This is a genomic window from Agromyces sp. NPDC055520 (assembly GCF_053619715.1).
Genome location: NZ_JBSHJY010000009.1, coordinates 78110 through 91850 on the forward strand (window position 1 = coordinate 78110; position 13741 = coordinate 91850).

Here is a 13741-nt window from a genome sequence, read left to right on the forward strand (position 1 = left end):
TCGTCTAAAGTGGCTCGAATGGCGGAGTCCACTCTGAGCGCCAGGGCGCTCGACACCCTGCTCGGCGACTGGCGCGGCGGCGCCGGCAGCGCGTACCACGCGCTCGCCGAGCGCATCCGCCTGCTCGTGCTCGACGGCCGCATCCCCGTCGACACCCGGCTGCCGGCCGAACGCGACCTCGCCGAGCGGCTCGGCCTCAGCCGCACGACCGTGACCGCCGCCTACCGGCACCTGCGCGAGCAGGGGCTCGTGCTGAGCGTCCGGGGCTCTGGCAGCGTCGCGCGGCTGCCGGGTGCGCCGACCATGCTGCCTCCGGCCCCGGCAGCCGACTACATCGACTTCTCGAAGGCCGCCCCGCCCGCCCTGCCGTGGCTGCCCGACCTCGCACGGCAGGCCGTCGACGACCTGCCCGAGCACCTCGGCGACGCCGGGTTCGACCCCATCGGTATCCCGGCACTGCGCGCGGCGATCGCCGACCGCTACACGGCGCGCGGGCTGCCCACGACGCCCGAGCAGATCATGGTCACGATCGGCGCGCAGCACGCGATCGCCCTGCTCTCGCGGGCACTCGTCGGCCGCGGCGACCGGGCGATCATCGAGGCGCCCACGTATCCGCACGCCTACGAGGCGCTTCGAGCGGCGGGCGCACGGCTCGTGCCCGTGGGGGTCGCGCCGCGCGATGCGGTCGGCGACGCGGCCGGCGACGCGGCCGACCGCGTTGCCGACTCGAGTGGGCGCGCCGACCGTGCCGACTCGAGCGACCGCGCCGAGGCCGAGGCGCTCGTGCGCGCGATCGGGCACTCGAACCCCGTCGCCGCCTACCTGATGCCCGACTTCCAGAACCCGACCGGTCGCTCGATGAGCGCCGAGACCCGCGAGCGCGTGCTCGACGCCGCCGCCCGGCAGGGCACCGTCATCGTCGCCGACGAGACGACCGGCGAACTCGACATCGATCGCCCCGAGTCGCTGCTGCCGATGGCCGCCTACGGCCCGGCGATCATGGTGGGATCCGTCGGCAAGACCGTCTGGGGCGGCGTGCGCGTCGGCTGGATCCGCGCCGATCGTCCGCTCATCCGCCGGCTGCTCGCCGTGAGATCGCCGGGCGACCTCGGCACGCCGATCATCGAGCAGCTTCTCGTCACGCGGGCGTTGTCGCACATGGACGACATCCTCGACCTGCGCCGCGAACAGCTGCGCGCCGGGCGCGACCGGCTCGAGGCGCTGCTCGCGCAGGCCGTGCCCGAGTGGCGGGTGCCGCACGTCGACGGCGGCATCGTGACCTGGGTCGGCCTCGGCGCGGCGGTGAGTTCGCAGCTCGCGCTCGCGGCGCGGTCGCAGGGCCTCATCGTCGCCGCGGGTCCGAGGTTCGGCATCGACGGCGCGTTCGAGCGATTCCTGCGGCTTCCGATCTGCTATCCGGCCGAGACGATGGATGCCGCGGTGCAGGCGCTCGCCCGCGCCTGGCACTCGCTCTCGGGGGCCGCCCCGGTGCCCGACCAGAGCCTGTTCGCCTCGGTCGTCTGAGCGCACAGGCTGCCAGCGCTGTCGCGCTGCCCGCGCGCACTGTGCTGCCCGCACATTCCCCGAGTTGCCCGATCTTGGTCGAATTCGGGCGACTCGCGTGATGTTCGAGGCGGGGTGGGAGCGGGCCCGGCGCCGGTAGGGCGGCGCCGGGCTCGACTCCGTTGCTAGCGCTTCAGCGCGAACCGACGGATACCGACGAGCACGAGGCCCGCGAGCATCGCGAGCGCCGCGAGCCCGAGGCCCGAGGCGTCGGCGCCCGTGGAGGCGAGCGTCGATGAACCCGTGCCACCCGAGCCGCCCGCCGAGGCGACCGTCGACCCGCCGTCGTCACCGGGAGTGGTGGGCGTCGTCGGGTCGGTCGGATCCGTGGGGTCCGTCGGATCCGTGGGATCGGTCGGGTCGGTCGGGTCGGTCGGGTCGGTCGGATCGGTCGGGTCCGTCGGGTCCGTCGGGTCGACGATGGTCGTCGCCCCGTCGGTCTCGCTGTCACCGATCACCGAGATGGCGTTGCCGCCGATCGTGATGGGCAGAGACAGGTTCGGCAGCAGCTGTGTTCCCCCGAGCAGCCCGCCGTTCCCGCCCGTCGTCGCGGAGCCGCCCCCGGCTCCGTGCGCGACGACCGTCTCAGCGCCGGTCGACGTGCTGTCGCCCACCCCCGAGATCGCATTGCCTCCGACCGTCACCGGCAACGCGAGGCTCGGCAGCAGTTGCGTGCCGCCGAGGATCGAGTCGTCGCCGCTGGTCTCGGCCGATCCGCCGGCCGGGCCGGAGCCCGAACCGACGCTCGTGGCCGCGCCCTCGCTCGTCGAGTCGCCGATGAGCGAGATCGCGTTGCCGCCGATCGTCACAGGGATCGAGACGCCGACGAGCGCCTGCGTGCCGCCGAGCAGCGAGTCGAGCCCGCTGGTCACGGCACCGGCCGGGGCCGTGCCCTCGGCAGCAGGCGTGGCCGCCGGAGCGACCTCCGTGCTCGCACCCTGCGACGACGAGTCGCCGATGAGTGAGATCGCGTTGCCGCTGAGCGTCACGGGGATCGAGACGTCGACGAGCGCCTGGCTGCCGGAACCGATGCCGTCGTCACCCGAGGTGACGGCGACCGGCGCGGCATCCGATTCGGCCGGAGCAGCCGCCGGAGCGACCGCCGTGCTCGCATCCTGCGACGACGAGTCGCCGATGAGCGAGATCGCATTGCCGCCGAGCGTGATGGGCAGGTTGATCGAGATGCCGGCCTGGGTTCCCGACAGGATCCCGTCGTCGCCCGTCGTCTCGGCCGCGTTGGCGGCGGTGGCGCCGAGCAGCGTAAGCCCCCCGGCGAAGAGGGTCGCGTAGAGCGCCCTCAAGAGCAGTTTCTTCATTTCCAGTCCTCCTGAACTGATGGGTGAATTCGCTTCCCGTGCAGGGAGCGATGACCGATTCCGCCTCACGTGCAGGCGGAACGGCCCCCGTCAGTCAGGGGTGGAGTCGGTGTCGTAGACCGGTGACGACGGCAGCTCGTCGTCGACCGAGTGGAGTGCGAGCGACGCGAGCGCGTCGAGTTCGAGGGCGGCGTACGCCGCGTCGGAGGTGCCGGATGCCGCGGCGCCGCCGCTGCCCGAAGCGCCGGTGCCCGAACCGGTGGCGCCGGGCGCTGGCGCGGGCGTGCTGAGCGCCGGGGGGCCGTCGCCGGGCGGAGTCCCGCCGTCGGCGGGCGTGATCGTGCCGATCGACGCCGCGTCCGGGCCGCCACCGACGCCGGACCAGCCGGCGCGGCTCGATACCGGTGCACCGGAGGATGCGCCGGGCGGCCCGCCGGACGCGCTGCCGGCCGAGGGCGGCAACTCGCCGGGCACCCCTGGGTCGCCGGGGCCGCCCGGTTGACCGGGCTCCGAACCATCGACCACGCCCGGAATCAGCGGGATCGACGGAAGCTGGGGAAGCACGCCGCTGCCGTCGGTGGGCAGCGCGGGCATCGTGCCGACGACGGTGCCGAGCGTGTCGTCGACGACGCCCGAGACGGGGCCGAGCACCCCGCCGACCGTGCCGTTCGGCAGCAGCGCGCCGACGATCGGCAGCTCGCCGACGATGCCGTCGACGAGGCCTGCGACCGGGGTCGTGACGCCGCCCGCGATGCCACCGTTGGTGACGGCGCTGACGGTGCCCGTGACGCCGTTGACGATCGTGCCGACCGCTGCGTTGCCGCCGCCGACCACGGCGTTCGCCGTGCCGGTGACGGTGTCGACCGCCGCGGGAACGACCGCCGAGACGGGCTCTGCGACCGGCTCGGGCAGCGCCGCGACGACGGGTTCGACGACCTGGTTCACCGGGGCGACGACCGTCTCGACGACATCGCTGACGAGCCCGCCGACGGCGCCGGTCACGTTCGTCACGCCGCCGACCAGCGAGCCGACCGTGCCGAGCAGGCCACTGCCCGAATCGCGTTCGTCGGCCGAGGCGCTCGGGGCGCTCGAGAAGAGCGAGACGACGAGCCAGGCGGTGGTGAGCGCTGCCGCGAGAAGGGCGTAGCGGAGCCACGGCACCTGCCGTGCGGCATCCGCGGAGCTCATCGACACCCCTTCTCGTCGCTTGCCGACCAAGCCTATTGAGGTACGTCTCATGCAGACCACCCCCGAACGGGGGTGATGCGGTACTCCGCTCGACCTCCTGCAGCGCGGAAGCCGTGTGAATTTCATCGGGACGTGATATCCGCCGCGACCGCGCCTGCGAGAATCGAGCAATGCACCTGCTCGCTGCGCTCAGCATGAAGAACCGTGCCCTCATCGCGCTCATCACCGTCGTCGTCGCGATCTTCGGCGGCATCTCGCTGACGAGCCTGAAACAGGAGCTGGCGCCGTCGATCGAGTTCCCGCAACTGTCGATCGTCACGAGCTACCCCGGGGCGTCGCCCGACATCGTCAACACCGACGTGTCGACGCCGATCGAGACCGCAATCCAGGGCATCACAGGACTCGAGTCGACGTCGACGACGAGTTCGACGGGCCTCTCGCGCGTCACCGCGAGCTTCACCTACGGCACCGACCTCGCCTTCGTCGAGCAGAAGCTGCTCTCGGCCGTCAACCGCATCTCGAGCCAGCTGCCCGACGACGTCGACCCGCAGGTCATCGCGCTCAGCCTCGACGACTTCCCGGTGCTGCAGATCGCCGTGACCGGCGCCGACGACATGAGCGCCCTCTCCGACGAGCTCGAGCGCACGACGCTGCCCGAGATCACCGACGGCGACGGGGTGCGCGAGGCGAGCCTCGTCGGCGAGATCGGCCAGCGAGTCACGATCATTCCCGACCCCGCGAAGCTCGCGGCGTTCGGCATCACGCAGCAGGCGATCCGCGACGCCCTGTCGCAGAACGGCCTGCTCGTTCCCGCGGGCACCATCACCGAGGGCGACTCGACGTTCGCCGTGCAGACGGGCACCCGCATCGGCAGCGTCGACGAGATCGCCGCGCTGCCGGTGCTGGGCGCGACCGAGCAGCAGATTCCGGATGACTCGGCGGAGACGCCGACCGATGGCACCTCGGCTCCCGACACCGCGAACCCCGAGGCCGCGAATCCCGACGCCTCCGCCGGCGACGCGCCGCCCTCGACGGATGCGGGCGCCGAGGGCGCGTTCTCGTCGGCGGCCACGAGGCGCGTGCCCGTTGCGGTGACGATCGGCGACGTGGCATCCGTCGGGCTCACCGACAACCCCGTCGCGAGCATCTCGCGTGTGAACGGCGAACCGGCGCTCACGATCTCGGTCACGAAGCTGCCCGCCGCGAACACGGTCGAGGTCTCGAACGCCGTGACCGCGCTGCTGCCCGGCCTCGAGTCCTCGCTCGACACCACGAACCCCGGCGCGACCTTCACGGTCGTCTTCGACCAGGCGCCCTACATCGAGCAGTCGATCGAGTCGCTCGCGACCGAGGGACTGCTCGGACTCCTGTTCGCGGTCATCGTGATCCTCGTCTTCCTGCTCTCGGTGCGGGCGACCCTCGTCACCGCGATCTCGATCCCGACCTCGGTGCTCATCACCTTCATCGGACTGCAGGCCGCCGACTACACGCTCAACATCCTGACGCTCGGCGCGCTCACGATCGCGATCGGCCGCGTCGTCGACGACTCGATCGTCGTGATCGAGAACATCAAGCGGCACCTCGTCGAGGGCGTCGACAAGGCAGCGACGATCGTGCACGCCGTGCGCGAGGTCGCCGGTGCCATCACCGCCTCGACGATCACGACGGTCGCGGTCTTCCTGCCGCTGGCACTCGTCGAGGGCGTGACGGGCGAGCTGTTCCGGCCGTTCGCGTTCACCGTGACGATCGCGCTCGTCGCCTCGCTGCTCGTCTCGCTCACGATCGTGCCGGTGCTCGCGTACTGGTTCCTGAAGCCCGCGACCCTTCGACAGGCTCAGGGACCCGAGGAGGTCGAGGCCGAGATCGCGGCCGCCGCGTTCGTCGACGACGTCTGGCTCGCGCCCGAGCTCCGCGACGAGTCAGGGGCCACGGGGCTGCCGGTGGCCCGCACGAGCGGTGGCACCGGTGTCGCCGGCCGAACCGCGACCGGCGCGACGGCAGCGACCGTCGCGGCAGCGACCGCGGCGGCAGCGACCGTCGCACCCGCCGACGAGCTCGAACACCCCTCGCGCCTCCAGCGCGGATACCTGCCGATCATCGGGTGGACCCTCAGGCACGGCGTCATCACACTCGTCGTCGCCGCCCTCGTGCTCGGCGGCACCATCGCGCTCATCCCGTTCATGAAGACGAACTTCATCGGATCCTCGGGCCAGAACACTTTCCGCGTCGCGCAGGAACTGCCGATCGGCACGAGCCTCGACGCCATGGACGCAGCCTCCCAGCCCGTCGAGCAGGCGATCCGCGACACCGAGGGCGTCGAGACCGTGCAGACCTCGATCGGCTCCGGGAGCGGGCTCTCCGCGGCGTTCGGCGGCGGCGGAGCCACGATCACCTACTCGGTCACGACCGACGAGGGCGCCGATCAAGACGCACTGCAGGCGAGTGTGCGCGACGATCTCGACGCGCTCGACGACGTCGGCGAGGTCACCCTCGCCGCCTCGAGCGGGTTCGGCGCCTCGAGCGACATCGAGGTCGACATCACCGCCTCGAACGCCGAAGACCTGGAGGCGGCGACCGACGCCGTCGTCACCGAACTCGAGGGCGTCGACTCCCTCTCGCAGGTCACCTCGAACCTGTCGGCGTCCCAGCCGTACGTCGCCGTCACGGTCGACCGAGCGGATGCCGCGGCCGCAGGCTACTCCGAGGTCGCCCTCGGCGGCTTCGTCTCCGCCGCGATGCAGCCCCAACGCGCCGGTTCCGTCGTGATCGACGAGAAGACCCTCACGATCTACCTCGCGACCGACGACCCGCCGGTCACCGTCGAGGAGCTCTCGGCCCTCGAGGTGCCGACGCCCGCCGGCCTCGTGCGGCTCGATTCGCTCGCCACCGTCGAGAACGTCGACGGACCGGCATCCGTAACCACCGTGCAGGGCCTGCGCAGCGCGACCGTCTCGGCCACACCCTCGAGCGACGACCTCGGCACCGCGAGCGGCGCGGTCGCCGCCGCGATCGACGCGGTCGACCTCCCGGCCGGCACGACCGCGTCGATCGGCGGTGTCAGCGCCGATCAGCAGGAGTCGTTCTCGCAGCTCGGGCTCGCGCTGCTGGCTGCGATCCTGATCGTCTACATCGTGATGGTCGCGACGTTCCGCTCGTTGCTGCAGCCGCTGCTGCTGCTCGTGTCGGTGCCGTTCGCGGCGACCGGCGCCATCGCACTGCAGGTCATCACGGGCGTGCCGCTCGGCGTCGCCTCGCTCGTCGGCGTGCTCATGCTCGTCGGCATCGTGGTGACGAACGCGATCGTGCTCGTCGACCTCGTGAACCAGTATCGGGATCGCGGCATGAACGTGCGCGACGCGCTCGTGCACGGCGCCTCCCGGCGCCTGCGGCCCATTCTGATGACGGCGCTCGCGACGATCTTCGCGCTGCTGCCGATGGCGCTCGGCATCACCGGGCACGGCGGCTTCATCTCGCAGCCGCTCGCGCTCGTCGTGATCGGCGGACTCGTGTCGTCGACGGCGCTCACGCTCGTCGTGCTGCCCGTGCTCTACGACCTCGTCGAGGGCGGGCGCGAGCGGCGCCGCGCGAAGCGTGCCGCAAGGGCGGCCGCTGCGGCGGCGGCTGCGGCCCCGGGTGCGGATGCGGCGCCTGCCGCGCCTGCCGACGCGGCGGCCGAGTAGCCCCGGTCGTCAGGTCCGAGCAGACTCCTGCCTGTTTCCCGATCAGGGGATTTGGGCGACACGCCGCCTGGCGGGGTTGCCGGTGCGGCGTGTTGCCGAAATCCCCTGATCCGGCAACACCTGCGGGGGCGAGTCCGGCAACACCTGCGGGGGCGAGTCGGGCAGCGCCCACGGGGGCGGGCGGCGCTACGGGGCGGGCGGAGTGAGCGCGGCGATCTTCGCGAGCAGCGACGCCCGCTCGCGCTCGTTGCCGGTGAGCCCGGCGGCGGCCTCGAGTTCGACGCGCGCTTCGCGCGTGCGGCCGAGCCGGCGCAACAGTTCGCCGCGCACCGCGGGCAGCGGCGCGTACCCGGCGAGACGCCCGCTCGCGACGAGGGCGTCGACGATGCGCAGCGCCGAAGCCGGGCCCGTCGACATCGCCACGGCGACCGAGCGGTTCAGCTCGACCACGGGTGACGGCGCGAGTCGCCCGAGCGCCTCGTAGAGCACCACGATGCGCGCCCAATCGGTGTCGTCGACCGATGCCGCGACCGCGTGGCACTCGGCGATCGCCGCCTGCAGCCCGTACGCGCCGCGCCCGCGGCCGATGGCATCGGCTCGGGCGAGCGCCGCCCGACCGCGCTCGATCTGCGCGCGATCCCAGCGCGACCGGTCCTGCTCGTCGAGCGGGATCGGCGTGCCGTCGCGTGCCGTGCGCGCCGCGAAGCGTGCGGCGGTGAACTCCATGAGGGCCACGAGCGACTGCGCCTCGGGCTCGCGGGGCATGAGCCCCGCCACCATGCGGGTGAGCCTGAGGGCCTCGGCCGAGACATCCGCTCGCAGCCATTCGTCGCCCGACGCCGGCAGGTGACCCTCGTTGAAGATCAGATACAGCACCGAGAGCACCGAACCGAGCCGCTCGGCGTACTCGTTCGGTTCGGGCACCTCGAACGGCACCTTCGCCGCGGCGAGCGTCTTCTTCGCCCGCACGATGCGCTGCTGCACGGTCGCGGTCGGCACGAGGAAGGCCCGCGCGATCTCGTCGGAGCCGAGACCGCCCACGATGCGCAGCGTCAGCGCGATCTGCGCCTCGCGCGAGAGCACGGGGTGGCACGAGACGAAGATGAGCCGCAGTACGTCGTCATCGATCGTGTCGGGGTCCCAGAAGGTGTCGGATGTCTCGTCGCCCCGTTGCTCGAGATCGCGGGCCAGCGCGGCGTAGCGCTCGTCGAGTCGCTCGCGGCGGCGCCATCCGTCGATCGCCCGGCGCTTCGCGACCGCCGTGAGCCAGGCGCCGGGGTTGTGCGGCACCCCCTCGACCGGCCACTGCCCGAGCGCCTCGACGAGCGCCTCCTGCGCGAGGTCTTCGGCTTGGCCGACGTCGCCGACGAAGCGGGTGAGGGTCGCGACGATGCGAGCCGACTCGATGCGCCAGACGGCGGCGATGGCGCGCCGGGCACGGTCGGCCGCGCCGGAAGCGGGCGCGCCCGCGCCCGCGGCCGCACCGGAAGCGGCGTCCGCCGGCCCGACCGCACCCGGGGCATCCGTCTCGTTCATGTCGCCGGGGCGGTCAGTCGGCCGTGCTCGCGGTGCCGAGACGACCCTCGGCCTCTGCACGCCAGCCGGCCTCCTTCTGGATCCACTCGTTGTCCTGCGGGAAGTCCTCGAGCTCCGTCACTCGGCGCACCTCGAGCTTCGAGCCGGGGCCCAGGGGGCAGCGCTTGGCCCACTCGGCCGCCTCTTCGGGGCTCGAGGCCTGGATGATCCAGAAGCCGTTGAAGAGCTCCTTCGTCTCGCCGTAGGGGCCGTCGGTGACGACCGGGGGAGTCGAATCGAAGTCGACGACGAAGCCCTCCTTCGCATCGGTCAGTCCCTCGCCGCCGAGCAGCACGCCGGCTTTGATGAGCGACTCGTTGTAGGCGCCCATGGCGGCGATGACCTCGGTGAAGTCGAGGTTCTCGTAGTCCTCGACGGCCTGGTCGTTCGAGCGCATGATCAGCATGTACTTCATGGTCGTTCTCTCTTTCGTGGGAGGGGGCCGAAGTGCCCGCCTCACTCTGGCGTCGAACGGGCGGCGGCCGGATCGACAGGGCGCCGAGAATCTCTTCCCCTCATTTTCCACGGTGGTCGGGGCTTGCGCACGAGATACCCTAGGGGGGTATAGTGGTGGCGACGACGAAAGGAATCCCATGACGCTCGCACCAGACGGCAGAACCGAGATCGACCTCGCAGGCGGCGGTTGCGCCTGCTGCGCGGTCGACACGACGACGGATGCCGCGGCTCCCGCCGAGGCCACGGCCGGCGCGTCGCTCATCGAGACCAGCTTCGGCGTCGAGGGCATGACGTGCGGCAACTGCGTCGCCCACGTGACCGAAGAGCTGTCGGCGATCGACGGCGTCGACTCCGTCGAGGTCGAACTCGTGGGCGGCGGCGTCTCGGGCGTCACGGTGCGCGGCAGCGCACCCGTCTCCGACGCCGTGATCGCCGCGGCGGTCGAAGAGGCCGGATACCGGGTGGCGTCGCGATGAGCGGTCGCGGCGCAGCGCGCGGTGCCGCGGCGCTCGCGCTCGGCGTCGCCGGCGTGCTCGCGCTCGCGGGCTGCGCGAGCGGCACCGCCCGCGACACCGCCGGCATGCCGGGCCACGGCGGCCACGCGGCGACCGAGACCGAGGCGCCGGCCGCCGCAGACGGCACGGGCACCGCGGCCGACGTCATGTTCGCGCAGATGATGATCCCGCATCACGAGCAGGCACTCGAGATGAGCGGCATCGTGCTCGCGAAAGCGGGGCTCGACCCCGAGGTCGCCGCGCTCGCCGAAGAGATCGAGGCGGCGCAGGGGCCCGAGATCGCGCAGCTCGAGGCCTGGCTCGACGAGTGGGATGCCCCGCGCGAGATGCCCGGCGGCGGGCACGCCATGGCCGGCATGCTGAGCGAGGAGCAGCTTTCGGCGCTCGACGCGGCCGACGCGGCATCCGCTTCGCAGCTCTTTCTCGAACAGATGATCGCGCATCACGAGGGAGCCGTCGACATGGCTGAAGTGCAGATCGAGAGCGGCTCGCATGACGGCGCGATCGAGATGGCCGAGGCCATCGTCGCCTCGCAGACCGCCGAGATCGAACGCATGCGGGCTCTGCTCGCCGGGTGACCCGAGGGTCTACGGTCGAAGTGGGGGCGCAGCGCGGCGGCGAACGCCGCGCGGCCTCCACCGTGACCGACCGCTCCCGGAGGACCCATGGAACGCAGCGACACCGACGACGACCTGCTCCGGCAGGCCCGTGAACCCGCCGTGGCGGCATCGTGACCACCGGACGGGCGATCCAGATGCAGGGCTCGGTCGCCCGCTCGCCGTTTCCGCCGATCGCCGCCTTCGCCTTCCTCTCCGACTGCCACACCGGTGCGCTCGTCGGCCCCGACGGGTCGATCGGCTGGCTCTGCCCGCCCCGCTTCGATGCGCCGAGCGTGTTCGGCACGCTCCTCGATCGGCAGGCGGGCTACTTCCGCTTCGGCCCGTTCGACGTCAACGCGCCGTCGGCGCGTGCCTACGAGCCGGGCACCAACGTGCTCGTGACGACGTGGAAGACCCCGACCGGCTGGGCCGAGGTGCGCGACGCGCTCACGATCGTGCAGAGGTCCGTACCCGACACCACGACCCCGCACACCCGCGCGCCCGCCGACGACGATGCCGCCCACTGCCTCGTGCGCACCGTGACGTGCCTCGCGGGGCACGTCGAGATGGAACTGCTCTGCGAGCCGGTCTTCGACTACGGGCGCATCGGCGCCGAGTGGGAGACGAGCGACGAACACGTCGCGACCGCGAGCGGCGAAGGGATGACGCTGCGCCTCCGCTCCGACCTTCCGCTCGGCGTGCAGGGCGGGCACGTGCGTGCGCGGCACACCCTGCAGGCGGGCGAGCGCGCCTTCTGCTCGCTCTCGTGGGCCGACGACCTCGCCGGGCCCGCGACGTTCGAGGAGGCCGCCGCCGAGCTCGACTCGACGATCGCCTACTGGCGCGACTGGCTCGGCGATGCGACCATCCCCGACCACCCGTGGCGCGAGGCGCTCGAGCGCTCGGCGCTGACGATCAAGGGCCTGACCTACATGCCGACGGGTGCCACGGTCGCCGCCCTCACGACCTCGCTTCCCGAGTCGCCCGGCGGTGAACGCAACTGGGACTACCGCTACAACTGGATCCGCGACTCATCGTTCACCGTGCAGGCGCTGCACTACCTCGACCTCGACTGGGAGGCCGACGAGTTCGTCGAGTTCCTCTCGGGGCTCGAGGCCAACGACGACGGCTCATTGCAGATCATGTACGGCATCGACGGTCGGCGCGACCTCACCGAGTCGACGCTCGACCACCTCACGGGCTATCGGGGCGCCAGGCCCGTGCGCGTCGGCAACGGCGCCTTCGCACAGCGGCAGAACGACCTCTTCGGCGCGGTGCTCGACGCGATCCTCATGCACGCCCGTCGCAGCCAGCGGGTGCCGCGTGCGCTCTGGCCACTCATCCGCTCGCAGGCGGAGTGCGCCGCCACGTGCTGGCGCGAGCCCGATCAGGGCATCTGGGAGGCCCGCGGCGAACCCCAGCACTACGTCTCGTCGAAGATCATGTGCTGGGTCGCGCTCGACCGGGCATCGCAACTCGGCGCGCTCGTCGGCGACGCGGAGTCGGCGACCAGATGGCGCGGGGTGGCCGACGACATCGCGGCCGACATCCTCAGCGGGGGAGTGAGCGAGCGGGGCGTGCTGCGCCAGCACTACGGCAGCGATGCGCTCGATGCCTCCGCCCTGCTCGCGGCGATCTACGGGTTCCTGCCGCCCGGCGACGAGCGGCTCCGCGCGACCGTGCTCGCGATCGCCGACGAGCTCACCGACGACGGCTTCGTGCTGCGGTACCGCACGGATGAGACCGACGACGGCTTGTCGGGCCGAGAGGGCACGTTCCTCATCTGCTCGTTCTGGCTCGTGTCGGCGCTCACGATCATCGGCGAGGGCAAGCGCGCGCACGCCCTCATGGAGAAGCTGCTGCGCATCGTCTCGCCGCTCGGCCTCCTCGCCGAGGAGCTCGACACCGAGACCGGCCAGTACCTCGGCAACTTCCCGCAGGCGTTCTCGCACCTCGCCCTCATCGAGGCGGCGCGGCGCATCATCATGATCGAGCGGCTGCTCGAGTACGCGTGAGCGGCTGCTCGAGTTCGAGTGGGCTGAGGCTCGGCCCGTGAGTGAGATGCAGGACGAGCGCTCGGTGACCTGCCTGAGACGCCGGTACGTCCGCTCTCGTCCTGTATTCGGTCACGAGGCTCGCCCGCGACGGCCCGCGCAGTGCTGGCGCCCCCGCTTCGCGGCCTGTTAGGTTCACCGCGGAGGTGCACGTGCGAGGTGCACGGAGTAGGAGGGCTATGGCCGCGCAAATGGCCGGCGACGGCGCCGGCCGGGGATCCGGCACGGGCCCGGCGCTCGGTCCGCCGCCCCGCGGTGCGTCGTCGGGTGTCGACGACCTGCCCGTCGAGCCGCACGCCTGGGGCGACGACGGCCCGCCCACCGAGGCGTACAGCCGAGTCGGCGACACCGAGCGCTATCGCCCGCTGCACGCGTTCGCCCTCGCACTGGCCGACGACCTCGAAGCCGAGTTCGACGTCGAGCGCGACGACGAGCCGCCCCTCGATCCGGACTTCACCGAGGGGGTAGAGGTCGTCGGCGCGATTCGCCTGACGCCGCGGGCGGCCGATGCGGCGGCCATCCTGATCGGGCTCACCTCGTTCCCGGGCCTCGTCATCCGATTCGGCGAGTTCACGAGGCATCCGCTGCCGTTCTGCGGGTGCGACGCGTGCGACGAGCGCCTCTCCGACGTGGTCGACTCGGCGCGCGAGAACGTCGACGCCGTCGTGTCGGGCGGATTCGCAGAGGCATCCGGCGGCTGGGTCTCGTTCCGCACCGCGCGCGGGTCGAGCGAGGGCGGCGGGCAGGAGCCCTACGGCCCGCGTCGCGCCTGGGCGGCATGGCCGCGCCGCCTCG

General features: G+C 72.2%; 10 protein-coding genes. 6 read left to right on the forward strand and 4 right to left on the reverse strand.

Annotated elements, in window-relative coordinates:
• The first annotated feature begins 18 nt into the window (after positions 1-18).
• Entirely contained in the window at positions 19-1524 is a 1506-nt protein-coding gene (gene yczR / locus ACWGST_RS06515; protein ID WP_452045845.1) for a MocR-like transcription factor YczR, read from the forward strand.
• A gap of 164 nt (positions 1525-1688) precedes the next feature.
• On the opposite strand, the gene ACWGST_RS06520 is transcribed toward yczR, so the two are convergent.
• Entirely contained in the window at positions 1689-2879 is a 1191-nt protein-coding gene (locus tag ACWGST_RS06520; protein ID WP_452045846.1) for a hypothetical protein, read from the reverse strand.
• Positions 2880-2969: 90 nt separating this feature from the next.
• The gene (locus ACWGST_RS06525; protein ID WP_452045847.1) at positions 2970-4067 is read right to left on the reverse strand and encodes a hypothetical protein; all 1098 of its coding nucleotides are present in this window, start codon (positions 4065-4067) and stop codon (positions 2970-2972) included.
• A gap of 170 nt (positions 4068-4237) precedes the next feature.
• Here ACWGST_RS06525 and ACWGST_RS06530 point away from each other — a divergent pair, with 170 nt between their 5' ends.
• Entirely contained in the window at positions 4238-7747 is a 3510-nt protein-coding gene (locus ACWGST_RS06530; RefSeq protein ID WP_452045848.1) for an efflux RND transporter permease subunit, read from the forward strand.
• A gap of 186 nt (positions 7748-7933) precedes the next feature.
• Here the strand turns inward: ACWGST_RS06530 and ACWGST_RS06535 are convergent, their stop codons facing one another.
• Both ACWGST_RS06535 and ACWGST_RS06540 read right to left on the reverse strand, forming a co-directional pair.
• Positions 7934-9343: an RNA polymerase sigma factor gene (locus ACWGST_RS06535; RefSeq protein ID WP_452045849.1), complete on the reverse strand. Its 1410-nt coding sequence runs from the start codon at positions 9341-9343 to the stop codon at positions 7934-7936.
• The gene (locus ACWGST_RS06540; protein ID WP_452045850.1) at positions 9297-9737 is read right to left on the reverse strand and encodes a YciI family protein; all 441 of its coding nucleotides are present in this window, start codon (positions 9735-9737) and stop codon (positions 9297-9299) included. The genes ACWGST_RS06535 and ACWGST_RS06540 overlap by 47 nt, the downstream gene beginning before the upstream one ends.
• A 178-nt stretch (positions 9738-9915) precedes the next feature.
• Between ACWGST_RS06540 and ACWGST_RS06545 the strand changes: the two genes are divergently transcribed.
• The 4 genes from ACWGST_RS06545 to ACWGST_RS06560 all read left to right on the forward strand — a co-directional run.
• Positions 9916-10254, forward strand: a complete 339-nt coding sequence (locus ACWGST_RS06545; RefSeq protein WP_452045851.1) for a heavy-metal-associated domain-containing protein — start codon at positions 9916-9918, stop codon at positions 10252-10254.
• A complete protein-coding gene (locus ACWGST_RS06550) occupies positions 10251-10871 on the forward strand; it encodes a DUF305 domain-containing protein (protein ID WP_452045852.1) in 621 nt (206 codons plus the stop codon). Before ACWGST_RS06545 ends, ACWGST_RS06550 begins: the two co-directional genes overlap by 4 nt.
• A gap of 152 nt (positions 10872-11023) precedes the next feature.
• Entirely contained in the window at positions 11024-12907 is a 1884-nt protein-coding gene (locus tag ACWGST_RS06555; RefSeq protein ID WP_452045853.1) for a glycoside hydrolase family 15 protein, read from the forward strand.
• Between the two features lie 218 nt (positions 12908-13125).
• Positions 13126-13741, forward strand: a 616-nt coding sequence (locus tag ACWGST_RS06560) for a DUF6226 family protein (protein ID WP_452045854.1), incomplete at its 3' end; no start/stop codon positions are given.

Bases quoted from the DNA above. Each gene is read 5' to 3' on its own strand.
- yczR (WP_452045845.1), top strand. From the start codon at position 19: ATGGCGGAGTCCACTCTGAGCGCCAGGGCGCTCGACACCCTGCTCGGC.
- ACWGST_RS06520 (WP_452045846.1), bottom strand. From the start codon at position 2,879: ATGAAGAAACTGCTCTTGAGGGCGCTCTACGCGACCCTCTTCGCCGGG.
- ACWGST_RS06525 (WP_452045847.1), bottom strand. From the start codon at position 4,067: ATGAGCTCCGCGGATGCCGCACGGCAGGTGCCGTGGCTCCGCTACGCC.
- ACWGST_RS06530 (WP_452045848.1), top strand. From the start codon at position 4,238: ATGCACCTGCTCGCTGCGCTCAGCATGAAGAACCGTGCCCTCATCGCG.
- ACWGST_RS06540 (WP_452045850.1), bottom strand. From the start codon at position 9,737: ATGAAGTACATGCTGATCATGCGCTCGAACGACCAGGCCGTCGAGGAC.
- ACWGST_RS06545 (WP_452045851.1), top strand. From the start codon at position 9,916: ATGACGCTCGCACCAGACGGCAGAACCGAGATCGACCTCGCAGGCGGC.
- ACWGST_RS06550 (WP_452045852.1), top strand. From the start codon at position 10,251: ATGAGCGGTCGCGGCGCAGCGCGCGGTGCCGCGGCGCTCGCGCTCGGC.